Source organism: Arthrobacter sp. zg-Y40 (assembly GCF_020731535.1).
Classification (GTDB): Bacteria; Actinomycetota; Actinomycetes; order Actinomycetales; family Micrococcaceae; genus Arthrobacter_B.
The window spans coordinates 100,816-115,779 of sequence record NZ_JAJFZS010000001.1 but is presented as its reverse complement, the minus strand read 5'-3'; the positions used below and the strand labels follow the sequence as shown (position 1 = coordinate 115,779).

Here is a 14,964-nt window from a genome sequence, read left to right as displayed (position 1 = left end):
AAAACGCTGGTGCCGGCCTTACAGTGGCGGCATGCAGGAACAGAACTACGCTCCTATCCCGTTTCAGCCTGCCGGTCCGGACTTTCCGGGTTGGCCCATGCCGGCGTCGGTCCCGCCGGGAATGCGGATGGAACTGAGCCGCGCGAAACTGCTGGACGGACGGGAATCGTCCTTCGATGACTGGATGGCCATGCTCCATGAGCGGTACGAGGAGTGTCTCGCCACCTTGGACCGGGAACTCATGGCTGTTGAGGCGACGTTCCTCAACCAGGAGGCTGACGGGTCGTGGTGGATGTACCACTTCCAAATGATGGGGGAGGCAAGCCCCGGACTTGTTCCAGACAACCCGCTGGACCAGGCGCATCTCGAGTTCGGGAAGAAAACCAAGCATCAGGGCTGGGAAGAGCTGCAGCCGCGTTTTTTCCTGGCTCCGCCTGCGGTGCGGGCCGCCGTCGAGCAGGCGGGTACCCCGCTGTCCGATGCGCAGCCGGGAGAAAGCATCGATTAGCGCATCGGGGCGTGCGATCGGGACGTGGCGCAAGAGGGGTGCAAAGCAAAAGAACCCCGCAGCATGGAGCTGCGGGGTTCTTCCGTGTGTCTCAAAGTGCCCTCGATAGGATTCGAACCTACGGCCTGTTGCTCCGGAGGCAACCGCTCTATCCCCTGAGCTACGAGGGCAAGGACACCGGTAAACCGGACGTCCTGTGGGACTCAAGAAGCTTAGCAGGTTTAGGCCGGTGCTGGAAAACCCTGCCGGATCCGCACGGATTCGCGGGATCCCATGCTCGGGAATTGGACGCTGTTGGTTGGGAGCGCAGATGCATATCGGCGGTTTCCCGGACGTACGTAGTGGCGCTGTAAAGACGGGTATTTGAAGTGCTTCAACGTGTCCGTTTCGGCCGGTTTTTGCGCGGAAATGTCAGTGCCGGATGAAAGCCTTAAGCATGGACCAGGTCGGGAATGCCGGGCCGGTAACCGGACAGAAAACTGAACAAACAGGAACTGGACACCGGGCCGCTGAAGACGGGGCTGATACCAGGGACGGTCCCGGTCAGAAGTGCTCACTAGCGGTGTTTCGAGCGGCCTCGGGCGCCGGCACTGACGACGGCGGCACGGGTGGGCGTTCCTGCGGAACCGGCACTGATTTTCCGGATGGTTTCAGCGGAACCCTGGCTCTGCAGAACCTCGAATCCTTTGACGACCAAGCCACCGGGTGGAACCCGGGATGGCGTTCACACTGGCGGCAGCGGAGTGTGCCGCCCTCCTGCAGATACCGCACGGCACCGCACAGCGGCTGATGTTCGAAGCCGGCCTCCTCACGGACACCCACACCGCCACGCTGGAAGCGCTGCAGGACGGAAGCCTCGGTTACAGGCATGCTCAGGTACTTCTGGACCAGTGCGAAACTGTTCGTGCCGCCGAGCTGCCTAAGTTTGAAGCAAACCTGTTGAAAGCCGCAGAGGGACGAACCAGCGCCCAGTTCGCCGCCAAAGCCCGCCGGCTGCGCGAGACCAAGTACCCGCAGACCATTCCGCTGAAGCATCAAAGTGCGTTCGAGAAGCGCCGGGTGAATTTGGACCGGGAAGAAGACGGGATGTCCTGCCTGTCCGCGCATCTGCGTGCCGCCGAAGCCCAGCAGATCTACACAGCCCTGAGCACTGCAGCCCGGGGTGAGCAGAGTGATGGGGATACACGGACCGCGGACCAACTTCGTGCCGACATCCTGGCCCAGCTGCTTATGGGTGGCCCCGGTTCACCGCGTACTGGTGCTGCCCCAGAGCGCACCCCAGTGCGGTCTGACCGTGCGGGCGGCGGTGGGAAAGCCGCCGACATTGGCCCGAGCCGTGAATCTCGCGGGGCTGGCAGTGCACCTGAAGGTGCCGACTCTGATGACTATGACGCCGAGTCTTTTGGCATCCTCCCCCGGGCGGAAATCATGGTCCTGATCAACGCCGAAACACTGTGTGGAGCCAATGAAGACCCGGCCGAGCTGCATGGCTACGGCCCGATCAGCGCCGAAGCAGCCCGCAGGCTGTCCCGCCACGCCACCCGCTGGACCGGACTCGTCCAGGACCCGGACACCGGGGAAATCCTCGGCGGGGGCAGGCGCCGGAAAGTCCCCGCCGGACTGGCCCGTTGGTTGCGTGCCCGGGACGGAACCTGCCGGTTCCCCGGCTGCCGGGTCAGCACCGCGGTCACGGAAATCGACCACACCACCGACTGGGCGGACGGAGGCCCTACGGACCATGGCAACCTCGCCCATCTGTGCCGGCGGCATCACCGGTTCAAAACCCTGGGATTCTGGAAGGCCCGGCAACCGGAACCGGGAGTGATGGAATGGACCTCACCCACGGGACGGGTCTACCGAACCGAACCCTTCCTGGAACTGGCTCGTGTCCGACCCGAGCCGGGACAGGCGTCCACCCTGGTGACACCGCCACCTTTTTAACCAGGGAATGGCCACCGGGGGAACGCCCGGGACTAGTACCCCAGGAACGGATCGGTCCGGATCCGCCGCCCTCCCGCGCTGCGGACCGCCTTGCGGGCGGCCGCCACGGCCCGGGGCGAACCCGAAACGTACACCGCCCGGGAGGCGATATCGGGAACTTCCTGCCGCAGCACTGCGGCGTCCGGAAGGCCGGCACCAAGCCATGTCCACTCCGGGATTTCGGGATCAGCCGGGGTGCACACCAGCACCCGGATCCCGAAATCCCGCAGCTCGTCAGCGTAGGCCAGTTCGGCAGCATCGGACGCGGCATAAACCAGGACAATGTCCCTTGCCGTCTGCGCCCGTGCCGTTCCGCCATGTCCTTCGCCGCGTACCGCGCGCAACTGGCTGATAAACGGCGTAATGCCGATACCGGAAGCAATCATCAGTACGGGCTTGGCCGGATCCCGGGGCAGCAGGAAGTCTCCGGCCACGGCTGTCGCCGTTACTTCTGCGCCGGGACGCATTTTCATCAGCGCAGTCTTGAAGCTGCTGCCGGCCTCTGCCGCCACCCGCAGCCCCACAGCCACCGTGCCTGGTTTGTCCGGTGCCGTGGTGATGCTGAAGATCCGCCGCGACCCGCGGGAATCGGGCTCGAAGTGCGGGACCGCGAGCTCCAGGTATTGGCCGGCACGGAACCGGACCGGACGGGACGGGACGAACACGACTTCACGGGCGGTCGGGGTCAGCTCCCGCGTGGCCTGCAGGCGCAGCCGCACGGCGCCGCGCTGTCCCAGCACAAAGGCGAGCGCGTTGCCCACCAGCAGGGCCAGTTCGGGGGACATGGCGACGGGGCCCAAGGACAGCGGCACGGCAAAAAGGACGCCGACGACGACGCCCTCCGCCAGCCGCTGAGCGCGCAGCGGGGGCAGCGTCAGCGGTTCGGTAAGCATAAAACCGGCCAGGAAGACCAGCGGATAAGAGCCGGCGACCGTGACCAGGGCATCGGCGGCAGATTCTCCGTTTGCCATAAACCGGAACACAAGGACCACCACGGCGGTCAGCGCAAACACTCCGGCCATCGGCAGCAGGCGGTTCCGGTACAGGACCAGCAGGGAGGCAGGCAGCACGGCTACCAGCATCCACGGGGTGGCCACCCACCAGGCCGCACCTCCCAATCCGGTCAGGGCAACCACAAACGCGCCGGCCGCTGCCGGGTTGAAGATGTGCCGGCGCCGGACGGCCAGCACGTATTTGGACGCAGTCGCTGCAGCACCGGCAAGGGCCACTGTGCCCAACTCCGCGCCCCCGGTGCCCGGCCAGAACAGGAAGTACAGCAGCAGTCCGGTGATCAGCGAGGAATCCGTCAGCGGACGGGTGCGCAACAGCAGCCCGGCCACCCTGCTGGTGACCAGGGTGGACGCTACGGCGGTCAGCAGCGTGGCCCCCAGCTCAGCCGGAGTATAAAAGAGCACCCCGGCAAAGGAGAGCACAAAAGACCAGGCAACACAGGCCAGCAGCAACCAAACGGTCAGCCGGTACATGGTCCAGCGGCCCAGAAAGGTGTTCAGGGTGCGCGGGGCAGCAGGTGCGTTGACGCTCATGGGAACAGGACTCCAGCCATTGCAGGGGAATAGTCGGCCCGGCCGTCGGTAAACATCCGGACATAGTCAAAGTCGAACCCGGCCGCGAGGGTCTGCGGATCGGCGAAAAACAGGGCCGTGGCCAGCCCGTCGGCGGTCATGGCGTCTGCGGCTACGGCCCAGGTGGCTGCCACTGCGTCCACGGGAGCGCCGGTCCGCGCGTCCAGGACATGGTGCAGGCCTTCGCCCCATCGGCGGCGGTTGACTGCGGATGCGCACAGCGCCCGGTCGGCCAGAGTCAGCACGCCGATGGCCCGCGCCGGGTCATACGGATGTTCCAGGGCCACCCGCAGGGGTTCGGCACCGGCATGGCGCAGGTCCGAGCCTGCGTCCACCACATAACGGCGGACGCCGGCGGACTCCAGCACGCCGCAGACCAGGTCCACCAGCTGCCCCTTTCCGGCGGCACCAATATCGAATGTCACCGGAGCGGAAGTGCGCACCGTCACGCCCGCCCCGGAACCGCCCGCCCCGGAACCGCCCGCCCCGGAACCGCCAGGAGCCTCGGTCCAGGACACGGTTTCCGCCCACGCCGCTGCCGGCAGGGACGGTCCCCAGACACGGAAGCTGTACGCGGCGTCGTACCCCAAAACCTCCAGGGAACGCCCGACGAGGGGATTCACTGCGCCGTCGGTGAGCCGGTTCAGGGCGTCGAAAAGACGCAGCAGCCCGGCAGCGGACCCGGGCAGCTCAAAACTGCCGGCACCGTCGGCCATCCGCGCCACCGTGGAGTCGCTGCGGAAGCGGGACCAGGTCCGGTCATAGTCCTGGATTAGCTCCGCAACGGCAGCCTGCACGGAGGCTTCCAGGGGGTCCGGCGTGGACAGCGTCCACGCCGTGCCGATCGCCTGGAAGCCCACGGTATGCATCGGCGGTACCTAGGATCCCGCCACGGAGCGGATCGCATCCAGTGCGCGGTTGAAGCCTTCACTGGTCAGCGAGGATCCGGCCACCTTGTGCACATCGAGCTCATCAATGTTCTTGCCCACCACCTGCTCCTGCACGTTGGAGGTGAATTCGCGCTGGTACTGCTTGGAGGTGGGATTCTTCTGTGAAGTCTTCACTTCCAGTTCGGTCACCACATTGTTTTCCAGCCGCAGCGTCACATCCACGTCTTCGGAGGTGCCCGACGGCGGGATGTAGCTTCCGGTGCCGGAATACTCGCCGTCCGCGTAAGCGCCGGAAGCGGACGCATCCGCCGTGGCGGCGGGGGACGGGGCAGCGGACTGGCTGGCGGACTGGCTGGCGGACTGGCTGGCGGACTGGCTGGCGGACGGGCTGGCCGGTGCTTCGGCAGCGTCCGCACTTTCACTGTCTTCGCCCGCTGCGCATCCGGCGGCAGAGAGCAGGGACAGGCCGGCGGCGGCACACAACAGGGACTTGCTCGCTCGGTTCACGGTTCTCCTCGTTTTTGGGGTTCCGGGGATCAGATTGGGGTTCCGGGGATTAGGGGAAGACTGCCAGGCCACGGCTGCACAAGGAGCCGGCAAACGCCTTCCCCTTCATTACATCGCATCCACTTTCCCCTTTATTACACCGCATCATTACCCCCGGGGCTGGGCGTTCGCTGGGTAAGGCCTGTCATACACAACGAGGCCAGTGCCGCACCCGGCTATGCTTAACCGGTGACTCCTGAAGAACTTTCCTCCGCCGTAACTGCCTGCCTCCAAGACGCCATCGATGCCGGTGACTTCAGCGTCGAGCTGCCCGGGGAGGTCCGGGTGGAGCGCCCGAAGAACCGGGACCACGGTGACTGGGCCACCAACATTGCCCTGCAGCTATCCAAGCAGGCCGGTATGAATCCCCGTCAGTTCGCGGAAATCCTGAAGGGCCGGCTGGAGAAGATCACCGGCGTGGCCAAGGTGGACATTGCCGGCCCCGGCTTCCTGAACATCACCCTCGACGCCGGCGCCGCCGGTGAACTGGCCAAGGCCATTGTCGACGCCGGCCCCGCCTACGGCACATCCGAAATCCTCAAGGGCACGCGGATCAACCTCGAGTTCGTCTCCGCCAACCCCACGGGCCCCATCCACCTGGGCGGCACCCGCTGGGCCGCCGTGGGCGACGCCCTGGCCCGGGTCTTCGAATCCCAGGGCGCAGACGTGACCCGCGAGTACTACTTCAATGACCACGGCGCACAGATTGACCGCTTCGCCCGGTCCCTGCTGGCTTCCGCCAAGGGTGAACCGGCCCCCGAAGACGGTTACGCCGGCGCCTACATCGAGGACATCGCCAACCGCGTGCTCGCCGCCGAGCCCGGCATCATGGAACTGCCCGACGCCGAGGCGCAGGAGCGTTTCCGTGCCGTGGGCGTGGACTTCATGTTCGGTGACATCAAGGAGTCACTGCACAACTTCGGCGTCGACTTCGACGTCTACTTCCACGAGGACTCCCTGCACGAAAACGGACAGGTGGACAAGCTTCTGGAACAGCTGAAGGGCTCGGGAAACCTGTACGAAAAGGACGGCGCCTGGTGGCTGAACTCCAGCGAGTTCGGTGATGACAAGGACCGCGTGGTCATCAAGTCGGACGGCAACGCCGCCTACATTGCCGGCGACATCGCCTACATCCACAACAAGCGCGAGCGCGGCTTCGACCTGAACGTCTACATGCTCGGCGCGGACCACCACGGCTACGTGGCACGCCTGAAGGCCGCCGCCGCAGCCCTGGGCCACGACCCGGAGTGCGTGGAGGTCCTGATCGGCCAGATGGTGAACCTGGTCAAGGACGGAAAGCCGGTGCGCATGTCCAAGCGCGCAGGCACGGTAGTCACGCTCGAGGACCTGGTGGAGGCCGTGGGCGTGGACGCTGCCCGCTACACCCTGGCCCGCTTCTCCGCCGACTCCAACATTGACGTGGACCTGGACCTGCTGACCAAGCGCAGCAACGAGAACCCTGTGTTCTACGTCCAGTACGCCCACGCCCGCACACATGCCCTGGCCCGCAACGCCGAGGCCGCCGGCGTCGACGATTCCGCTTTCGACGCCTCGCTGCTGAACCACCCCACCGAAAGCGCCCTGCTCGCCGCGCTGGGCCAGTACCCCGGCGTCGTCGCCCAGGCCAGCGCCTTCCGCGAGCCGCACCGCGTGGCCCGCCACCTCGAGGTCATCGCCGGCACGTACCACCGCTGGTACGACGCCTGCCGCATTGCGCCGCAGGGCGACGAGGAAATCACCGATACCAACCGCACCCGGCTGTGGCTGAACCTCGCCGCACGCCAGGTCCTGGCCAACGGTCTGGGCCTGCTGGGAGTATCCGCACCCGAACGGATGTAACTCATGACTGCTTCACCCCTGGCCCCCGCCTGGCTCAGCCACCCGGAGGACCCTAATGCCCTGCGTCCGCAGATGTGGGCACGCGACGTCGTCCGGGGGGATAGCGGCGAGCTGGAAATTTCCGGAATCCCGGTCAGTCGGATCGCCGGGGAGTTCGGCACCCCGGTGTTCGTGATGTCCGAGGATGACTTCCGTGCGCGCGCCCGGGACTTCAAGGACTCCTTCGACGCCGCGTTCGCCGGCCTGTGCGGGGGAGTGGACGTCTACTACGCGGGCAAGTCCTTCCTGTGCACCGAGGTGGCCCGCTGGGTCTCCTCGGAAGGCCTGCGCCTGGACACCTGCTCCGGCGGCGAGCTGGCGGTGGCCCGCCGCGCCGGACTGCACGGCAGCCAGCTGGGCCTGCACGGCAACAACAAGTCCGTGGCTGAAATGACCCGCGCCCTGGACATGGAGCTGGGACGCATCGTGGTGGACAGCCTGGGCGAACTGGAGCTGCTGGGGAACCTCGCAGCCTCCCGGGGCGAGCGCGCCAACGTGATGCTGCGCCTGACCCCGGGAGTGCACGCTTCCACCCACGAGTTCATTGCCACCGCCCACGAGGACCAGAAGTTCGGCCTGTCGATGGTCGCGGATCCGGACTTGGACGGGCGCTCCCCGGCTATGGCCGCCGTGGAAAACGCGCTGAAGCACGACGGCGTGAACCTGGTGGGCGTGCACTGCCACATTGGCTCGCAGATCTTCGAATCCGCCGGCTTCGAGCTGGCTGCCCGCCGGCTGCTCGGCTTCCTGGCCGAGGTGAAGGAGGGGTACGGCGTCGAACTGGCGGAGCTGGACCTGGGCGGCGGCTACGGCATCGCCTACACCGAGGCCGACGCCCCGCGGCCGCCGGCCGAGATCGCCAACGCCATGGCCGCCGTCGTCGGCAGTACCTGCGCCGAACTGGGCCTGGCCGTGCCGCGGATCTCGATTGAGCCCGGCCGCGCCATCGTGGGCCCGAGCACGTTCACGCTGTACCGCACCGGCACCACCAAGACCGTCCGGGTGGACACGAACGGCGGCGGCACCTCGCCGCGTCGCTATGTCAGCGTGGACGGCGGGATGAGCGACAACGCCCGCCCGGTGCTGTACGGCGCCGACTACTCCGCCGTGCTGGCCTCGCGGGCCTCCGAAGATGACGCGGTTATGTCGCGCGTGGTTGGTAAACACTGCGAGAGCGGGGACATAGTGGTGCGGGATGCCTACCTGCCCGGGGACGTCACGGCAGGGGACCTGCTGGCCGTTCCCGGCACCGGCGCCTACTGCTGGGTGCTTTCGAGCAACTACAACTACATTGCCCGTCCGCCCGTAGTCGCCGTGCGGAACGGCACCGCCCGCCTGATTGTCCGCGGCGAAACCGAGGACGACCTGTTGGCACGCGACGTTTCCTAACCGTTAGAGGAGTTGGCACGCACCATGAAGACCCTGAAAGTGGCCCTGCTGGGATGCGGAAACGTGGGATCGCAGGTCGCCCGGATCCTCATCGATGACGCCGCCGACCTCACCGCCCGCCTCGGCGCACGGCTGGAGCTGGCCGGCATTGCCGTCCGCAACCCGGACGCGCCCCGCGACGTGGAGCTGCCCGCGGACCTGTTCACCACCGACGCCGAGGCACTGGTGGCTGGCGCGGACATCGTGATCGAGTTGATGGGCGGGATCGAGCCGGCCCGCACCCTGATTATGCACGCCCTGGGCAACGGCGCCGCCGTGGTCACCGGCAACAAGGCCCTGCTCGCCGCGGACGGTGCTGCGCTGTACGAGAAGGCCGACGCCGCCGGCGTCCAGCTCTCCTATGAAGCGGCAGTGGCCGGAGCCATCCCGATCCTGCGCCCCATCCGGGACAGCTTGGCCGGGGACCGGATCACCAAGGTGATGGGAATTGTCAACGGCACCACCAACTACATCCTGGACGCCATGGATTCCACCGGCGCGCAGTTCGCCGACGCGCTGGCCGACGCCCAGCGGCTCGGGTACGCGGAGGCGGATCCCACCGCCGATGTGGAGGGGCATGACGCCGCCGCCAAGGGCGCCATCCTCGCCTCCCTGGCCTTCCACACCGGCTTTGACCTTTCCGCCGTGTCCTGCGAGGGCATCAGCTCCGTGACCGCCGAAGACATCAGTGCGGCGCAGGACGCCGGGTTCGTCATCAAGCTGCTGGCCATCGCCGAAAGGTTCGCCGACGACGACGGCACCGAGGGCGTGAGCGTACGGGTGCATCCCACCCTGCTGCCGCGCCGTCATCCGCTGGCCGCCGTGCACGGAGCCTTCAACGCCGTGTTCGTCGAGGCCGAGAACGCCGGGGAACTGATGTTCTACGGCCAGGGCGCCGGCGGCGCACCCACTGCATCGGCCGTGATGGGCGATGTGGTGACGGCGGCACGGCGGCTGGTCCTGGGCGGACCGGTTCCCGCCGGCCGGCCTTCCGGACACCTGCCGGCACTGCCGCTCCAGAAAGTCACCACCAGCTACTCCATTGGCCTGGAGGTGGCGGACCAGCCGGGCGTGCTGGCCGCCGTCGCCCGGGTTTTCTCCGAACACGGCGTCTCCATTGAGACCATGCGCCAGACCATCCACGGTGAAGGGGCCAGCGCCGAACTGCGCTTCGTCACGCACCGTGCTTCCGAGGCCGCCCTGGCGGCCACCGTTGAGGCCATCAAGGACCTTGACGTCATCACGAACGTTAAATCCGTCCTGCGGGTAGAAGGAGTTTGAGCCGTGGCTCACCAATGGAGCGGCGTTATCCGCGAATACGCCGACCGGCTGCCGGTCACCGACAGCACCGAAGTCATCACCCTGGGTGAAGGCGGCACGCCGCTGGTTCATGCCAAGGCCCTCTCGGAGCTGACCGGATCCACGGTCTACCTCAAGGTTGAAGGGATGAATCCCACCGGCTCGTTCAAGGACCGCGGGATGACCATGGCCATGACCGCCGCCGTTGAATCCGGTGCCAAGGCCGTGGTGTGCGCCTCCACGGGCAACACCAGCGCCTCGGCCGCCGCCTACGCCACGCAGGCCGGCATCACCTGTGCCGTGCTGGTCCCGGACGGCAAGATTTCCATGGGCAAGCTCAGCCAGGCCATTGCCCACGGCGCGCAGCTGCTGCAGGTGCGCGGCAACTTCGACAACTGCTTGGAAGTGGCGCGCAAGCTCGCCGAGGCCTACCCGGTGTTCCTGGTGAACTCGGTAAACCCGGCACGCATCGAAGGCCAGAAAACCGCGTCCTTCGAAGTGGTGGACGCGCTTGGGGACGCCCCGGACTACCATCTGCTGCCGGTGGGCAACGCCGGGAACATCACCGCGTATTGGAAGGGTTACTCCGAGTACGCCGCGCCTTACACGAACGTTGCCGGCGAGGAACTCGCGCCGGTGGCCAGCAAGACGCCGCACATGTGGGGATTCCAGGCCGAGGGCGCTTCGCCCCTGGTGAAGGGGCACCCGGTCAGCGATCCCGACACCATTGCCACCGCCATCCGGATCGGCAACCCGGCGTCCTGGGATGCAGCCATTGCCGCACGCGATGAATCCGGCGGGCTAATCGAGGCCGTCACCGACACCGAAATCCTGGAAGCGCACCGCTGGCTTTCCGCACGCGAAGGCGTGTTTGTGGAACCGGCCTCTGCTGCGGGTGTGGCAGGGCTGCTCAAGAAGCACGCCGCTGGCGAAGTTCCCGCCGGCAAAACCATCGTCATTACGGTTACCGGGCACGGCCTGAAGGACCCGCAGTGGGCCCTGCGCACCGCAGACGGTTCCGACGTCGAGCCCACCAAGGTGGATTTCGACGTCGTCAGCGTGGCCGCCGCGCTGGGCCTGGAAGCGGCTGCCCCGGCAGCCTCCGGAAAGTAGGTACGCGCGTGCAGGTGGAGCTGCCCGGTGCCGGTCTCGCCGGTGCCCGGACGCCGTCCCGGCCGGTGACTCCGGGCCAGGACATCAGCGTCAGGGTGCCGGCGACCAGCGCCAACCTCGGTCCGGGGTTCGACTCCTTGGGCCTGGCCCTGGACCTCCACGACACCGTACGGGTCCGCACGGTCGAGGAGGAGGGCATCCTCGTCGAAGTGGCGGGGGAGGGCGCAGGAAACGTGCCGCTGGATTCCTCCCACTTGGTGGTCCGGGCCCTGCTCACCACCCTGGCCGCCGCCGGATACAGGGCTCCGGGGCTGCACCTGAGCGCAGCTAACGCCATTCCGCACGGACGCGGCCTGGGCTCCTCGGCGTCGGCGATCGTGTCCGGCGTGCTGGCTGCCAACACCCTGCTTCCCGCGGAGGCGCGGTTGGATGCCGCGGGCCTGCTGCACGCCTGCTCGGCGCTGGAAGGCCATCCGGACAATGTGGCGCCGGCCCTGGCCGGCGACCTCGCGATCTCCTGGGAAACGGGCGGACGCTTCCGTTCCGCCCGTGCGTCGGTGCACCCGGGCGTTGTGCCGGTGGCAGCCATTCCGGCCACTGAACTGTCCACCGCAAGCGCCCGCGGGCTGCTGCCCGCCAGCGTTCCGCACCGCATTGCCGCAGCAAACTCAGGGCGGGTTGCCCTGCTGGTCCACGCCCTGACCCATGACCCGTCGCTGCTGCTGGAGGGAACCCGCGACGAACTGCACCAGTCGTTCCGGGCCCCGGCCATGCTCCCCAGCGCGGAATTGATGGCGTCCCTGCGCGCAGCTGGCTTCGCAGCTGTGATCTCCGGGGCCGGCCCCACGGTGGTGTGCCTGGCCGCCGGGGTTGCGGAGGCGCGCGAAGCGGAGGGACTCATCACGGAACATCTGCTTGCCGCAGGAAGCCGCGAAAAGTGGCGTGTTCTCAGTCTTGGCGTTCAGCGAGATGGTGCTAGAGTGGAAGTGCACCAGCGGTACTAACCGTTCTAGTGCTCCCGCCGGCACGGCCGTCCATCTGGATTGTGATCTGGGTTTCAAATATGACCTGGGTAACAGATTTGTTGGGCCGCCCCGGGCTTTCGTTGAAAACACCTTGCCGCCGTCAGGTGCAGTTGCACCCGTACCGGCCGGTTGTCGATTCAATTGCCTGACCAGCGGAGGCACAGTCTTCGGTGTAGCCTTCATCCGGAACCGCCAAGAAGCGGCGCGTCCCACTGAATGCCGCGTGTTAGGCAGCAACGCTGGCCAAACTCCGCGTGGATTCTTCTTAAAAGGCACCCAGCAGATTCGCCCTTCTCCGGCCCTTGCCGGAAGCAGGCGAACCCTGGCCCAATGTCTGACCATGGGCCCAGGGCCAATCACCGCGGCCGGCAATGCGCCGGACCGCCCGACGAGGGGGAAGGATCCTTCGTGACAGACACCACCAGCCTGACTGCAGGCGTGGAATCCGTATCCGCCGGCTCCGCCGGCGAGAACACTTCAAAGAGTGCAGGCCTTGCAGGCCTTAAGCTCGCACAGCTCCAGGCACTTGCCGGCCAGCTCGGCATCACCGGCGGCTCCCGGATGCGCAAGGGGGACTTGGTTACGGCCATTTCCAACCACCAGCGCGGCGGTGCAGTGGCCGACCGCCCCGTGCGCGAATCCCGGGCCGGCGATGACGCTGCCAAGGGTGCCGTGACCGCACCGGAAGCTTCGGCTCCCGCTGCACAGGAGCAGGCCGCTGAGCGTCCGGCACGTACCCGGAACCGCAACCGGCGTGCCGCCAGTGACGGTGTAGTCACCTCCGTACCGGCCGAAGCTCCGGCAGAGGCACCGGCTCAGCAGGCACCCCAGCAGGCTGAAACCACCGAAGCAGCCGACAACGGCCGTCCGGCCCGCGACGAGAACCAGCGTGAGCGCGGCAACCGCCGCACCCGCAACCGCCGCAGCGACAGCGGCGAGACCAACGCCTCCTCTAACGGTGCTTCCTCCAACGGTGCTTCGTCCAACGGTGCTTCCTCCAACGGTGCGGAGGCACCGGATGCAGGCGAGAAGCGGGCCGAGGGCAACGGAGCTTCCAGCAACGGATCCTCCAATAACGCTGAGACCCGCTCCGACGACGAGCGCGGAGAGCGCCGCGAACGCCGCACCCGCGACCGCGACAACAACCGCGAAAACGGCAACCGCGAGAACCGCGAGAACGGCAACCGCGAGAACAACCGGGACCGCGACAACAACCGCGAGAACGGCAACCGCGAGAACCGCGACAACAACCGTGAGAACGGCAGCCGTGACAACAACGGCAACCGCGAGAACAACCGCGACCGCGACAACAACCGCGATGACAACGAAGAGAACGGACGCGGCCGCAACCGCCGCAACCGCAACCGGAATGACCGCAACGACCGCGGCGACCGCAACGACCGTTTCCGCGACCGCAACGAACGCCGCCGCAACCGCAACCAGAACCCCGAGGTTGACGACGTCGAGGTCACTGAGGACGACGTGCTGCTGCCCGTCGCCGGCATCCTGGATGTGCTGGAAAACTACGCCTTCGTGCGTACCTCCGGCTACCTCCCGGGCCCGAACGACGTGTACGTTTCCCTGGCCCAGGTCAAGAAGTACAACCTGCGCAAGGGCGACGCCGTGGTTGGCGCCATCCGCGCTCCCCGCGAAGGTGAAAACCAGGGCGGCAACCAGCGTCAGAAGTTCAACGCACTGGTGCGCCTGACCTCGGTCAACGGCAAGCCCGCCGAGGACAACAAGGACCGCGTGGACTTCTCCAAGCTGGTTCCGCTGTACCCCTCCGAGCGCCTGCGCCTCGAGACTTCCGCCAAGGTGATCGGCCCGCGCGTCATCGACCTCGTGGCACCGATCGGCAAGGGCCAGCGCGGCCTGATCGTCTCGCCGCCGAAGGCCGGCAAGACGCTCATCCTGCAGTCCATCGCCAACGCGATCACCATCAACAACCCTGAAGTCCACCTGATGATGGTCCTGGTTGACGAACGTCCCGAAGAAGTCACCGATATGCAGCGCACGGTGAAGGGTGAGGTCATCGCCTCCACCTTCGACCGTCCCGCCGATGACCACACCACGGTGGCAGAGCTCGCCATTGAGCGCGCCAAGCGCCTGGTGGAAATGGGCAACGACGTTGTTGTGCTGCTGGACTCCATGACCCGCCTGGGCCGTGCCTACAACCTGGCCGCTCCGGCGTCGGGCCGTATCCTCTCCGGCGGCGTGGACTCCTCCGCCCTGTACCCGCCCAAGCGTTTCTTCGGTGCTGCCCGCAACATCGAAAACGGCGGGTCATTGACCATCCTGGCCACGGCCCTGGTGGAGACCGGCTCCAAGATGGACGAGGTCATCTTCGAAGAGTTCAAGGGAACCGGCAATATGGAACTGCGTCTGTCCCGCAACCTGGCGGACAAGCGCATCTTCCCGGCCGTTGATGTCAACGCCTCGGGTACCCGCCGCGAAGAGAACCTGCTGTCTCCTGATGAAGTCAAGATCATGTGGAAGCTGCGCCGCGTTCTCTCCGGCCTGGATACCCAGCAGGCGCTGGAACTGCTGACCGGCAAGATCAAGGAAACGCAGTCCAACGTGGAATTCCTGATGCAGATCCAGAAAACCACCCTGGGCAGCAAGGACGACTAGCTGCCTTATCGAGCCGCTCATGCTCGGGTCCCGGCACCAGCCGGGGCCTGGGCCTGGGCGGCTTGTCCGTTAACCCGGTGCAG

Annotated in this window: 11 protein-coding genes and 1 tRNA gene; 8 read left to right on the top strand and 4 right to left on the bottom strand. The window is 66.7% G+C overall.

Going from position 1 to position 14,964, the window contains the following annotated elements; all coding sequences use genetic code 11:
- Positions 1 to 31 precede the first annotated feature (31 nt).
- Entirely contained in the window at positions 32 to 508 is a 477-nt protein-coding gene (locus LJ754_RS00525; RefSeq protein ID WP_227924915.1) for a DUF6176 family protein, read from the top strand.
- A 97-nt stretch (positions 509 to 605) separates the two neighbouring features.
- Here the strand turns inward: LJ754_RS00525 and LJ754_RS00520 are convergent.
- Positions 606 to 678 (bottom strand) — tRNA-Arg (locus LJ754_RS00520).
- Between the two features lie 547 nt (positions 679 to 1,225).
- On the opposite strand from LJ754_RS00520, the gene LJ754_RS00515 reads away from it, so the two are divergent.
- Positions 1,226 to 2,449, top strand: coding sequence for an HNH endonuclease signature motif containing protein (locus LJ754_RS00515; protein ID WP_227924914.1), 1,224 nt, complete (start codon positions 1,226 to 1,228; stop codon positions 2,447 to 2,449).
- 32 nt (positions 2,450 to 2,481) lie between these two features.
- On the opposite strand, the gene LJ754_RS00510 is transcribed toward LJ754_RS00515, so the two are convergent.
- The 3 genes from LJ754_RS00510 to LJ754_RS00500 are packed head-to-tail and all read right to left on the bottom strand — an operon-like array spanning position 2,482 to position 5,468.
- Positions 2,482 to 4,032 (bottom strand): FAD-dependent oxidoreductase, encoded by a 1,551-nt coding sequence (locus LJ754_RS00510; RefSeq protein ID WP_227924913.1) that lies wholly within the window; start codon positions 4,030 to 4,032, stop codon positions 2,482 to 2,484.
- Complete coding sequence (locus LJ754_RS00505) at positions 4,029 to 4,940, bottom strand: FAD:protein FMN transferase (protein ID WP_227924912.1); 912 nt, start codon at positions 4,938 to 4,940, stop codon at positions 4,029 to 4,031. The genes LJ754_RS00510 and LJ754_RS00505 overlap by 4 nt, the downstream gene beginning before the upstream one ends.
- 9 nt (positions 4,941 to 4,949) lie before the next feature.
- Positions 4,950 to 5,468 (bottom strand): FMN-binding protein, encoded by a 519-nt coding sequence (locus tag LJ754_RS00500; protein WP_227924911.1) that lies wholly within the window; start codon positions 5,466 to 5,468, stop codon positions 4,950 to 4,952.
- Between the two features lie 228 nt (positions 5,469 to 5,696).
- On the opposite strand from LJ754_RS00500, the gene argS reads away from it, so the two are divergent.
- From argS to rho, 6 genes are all read left to right on the top strand, one after another.
- The gene (argS, locus tag LJ754_RS00495) at positions 5,697 to 7,346 is read left to right on the top strand and encodes an arginine--tRNA ligase (protein ID WP_227913831.1); all 1,650 of its coding nucleotides are present in this window, start codon (positions 5,697 to 5,699) and stop codon (positions 7,344 to 7,346) included.
- Between the two features lie 3 nt (positions 7,347 to 7,349).
- Positions 7,350 to 8,774 carry a diaminopimelate decarboxylase gene (gene lysA / locus LJ754_RS00490; RefSeq protein WP_227924910.1) on the top strand — a complete coding sequence of 475 codons (1,425 nt, stop codon included), beginning with the start codon at positions 7,350 to 7,352 and terminating at the stop codon, positions 8,772 to 8,774.
- 24 nt (positions 8,775 to 8,798) lie between these two features.
- Positions 8,799 to 10,094, top strand: coding sequence for a homoserine dehydrogenase (locus LJ754_RS00485; RefSeq protein WP_227924909.1), 1,296 nt, complete (start codon positions 8,799 to 8,801; stop codon positions 10,092 to 10,094).
- A 3-nt stretch (positions 10,095 to 10,097) separates the two neighbouring features.
- The gene (thrC, locus tag LJ754_RS00480) at positions 10,098 to 11,225 is read left to right on the top strand and encodes a threonine synthase (RefSeq protein WP_227924908.1); all 1,128 of its coding nucleotides are present in this window, start codon (positions 10,098 to 10,100) and stop codon (positions 11,223 to 11,225) included.
- 8 nt (positions 11,226 to 11,233) lie between these two features.
- On the top strand, positions 11,234 to 12,229 hold the full coding sequence (thrB, locus tag LJ754_RS00475; RefSeq protein ID WP_442860294.1) for a homoserine kinase: 996 nt from the start codon (positions 11,234 to 11,236) through the stop codon (positions 12,227 to 12,229).
- Positions 12,230 to 12,658: 429 nt separating this feature from the next.
- Complete coding sequence (gene rho / locus LJ754_RS00470; protein WP_227924907.1) at positions 12,659 to 14,881, top strand: transcription termination factor Rho; 2,223 nt, start codon at positions 12,659 to 12,661, stop codon at positions 14,879 to 14,881.
- The last annotated feature ends 83 nt before the right edge of the window (positions 14,882 to 14,964 follow it).

What these genes read in the sequence shown, in the direction of transcription:
- LJ754_RS00525 (WP_227924915.1), top strand. Translation starts at nt 32, where the DNA reads ATGCAGGAACAGAACTACGCTCCTATCCCGTTTCAGCCTGCCGGTCCG.
- lysA (WP_227924910.1), top strand. Translation starts at nt 7,350, where the DNA reads ATGACTGCTTCACCCCTGGCCCCCGCCTGGCTCAGCCACCCGGAGGAC.
- LJ754_RS00505 (WP_227924912.1), bottom strand. Translation starts at nt 4,940, where the DNA reads ATGCATACCGTGGGCTTCCAGGCGATCGGCACGGCGTGGACGCTGTCC.
- LJ754_RS00515 (WP_227924914.1), top strand. Translation starts at nt 1,226, where the DNA reads ATGGCGTTCACACTGGCGGCAGCGGAGTGTGCCGCCCTCCTGCAGATA.
- LJ754_RS00510 (WP_227924913.1), bottom strand. Translation starts at nt 4,032, where the DNA reads ATGAGCGTCAACGCACCTGCTGCCCCGCGCACCCTGAACACCTTTCTG.
- LJ754_RS00485 (WP_227924909.1), top strand. Translation starts at nt 8,799, where the DNA reads ATGAAGACCCTGAAAGTGGCCCTGCTGGGATGCGGAAACGTGGGATCG.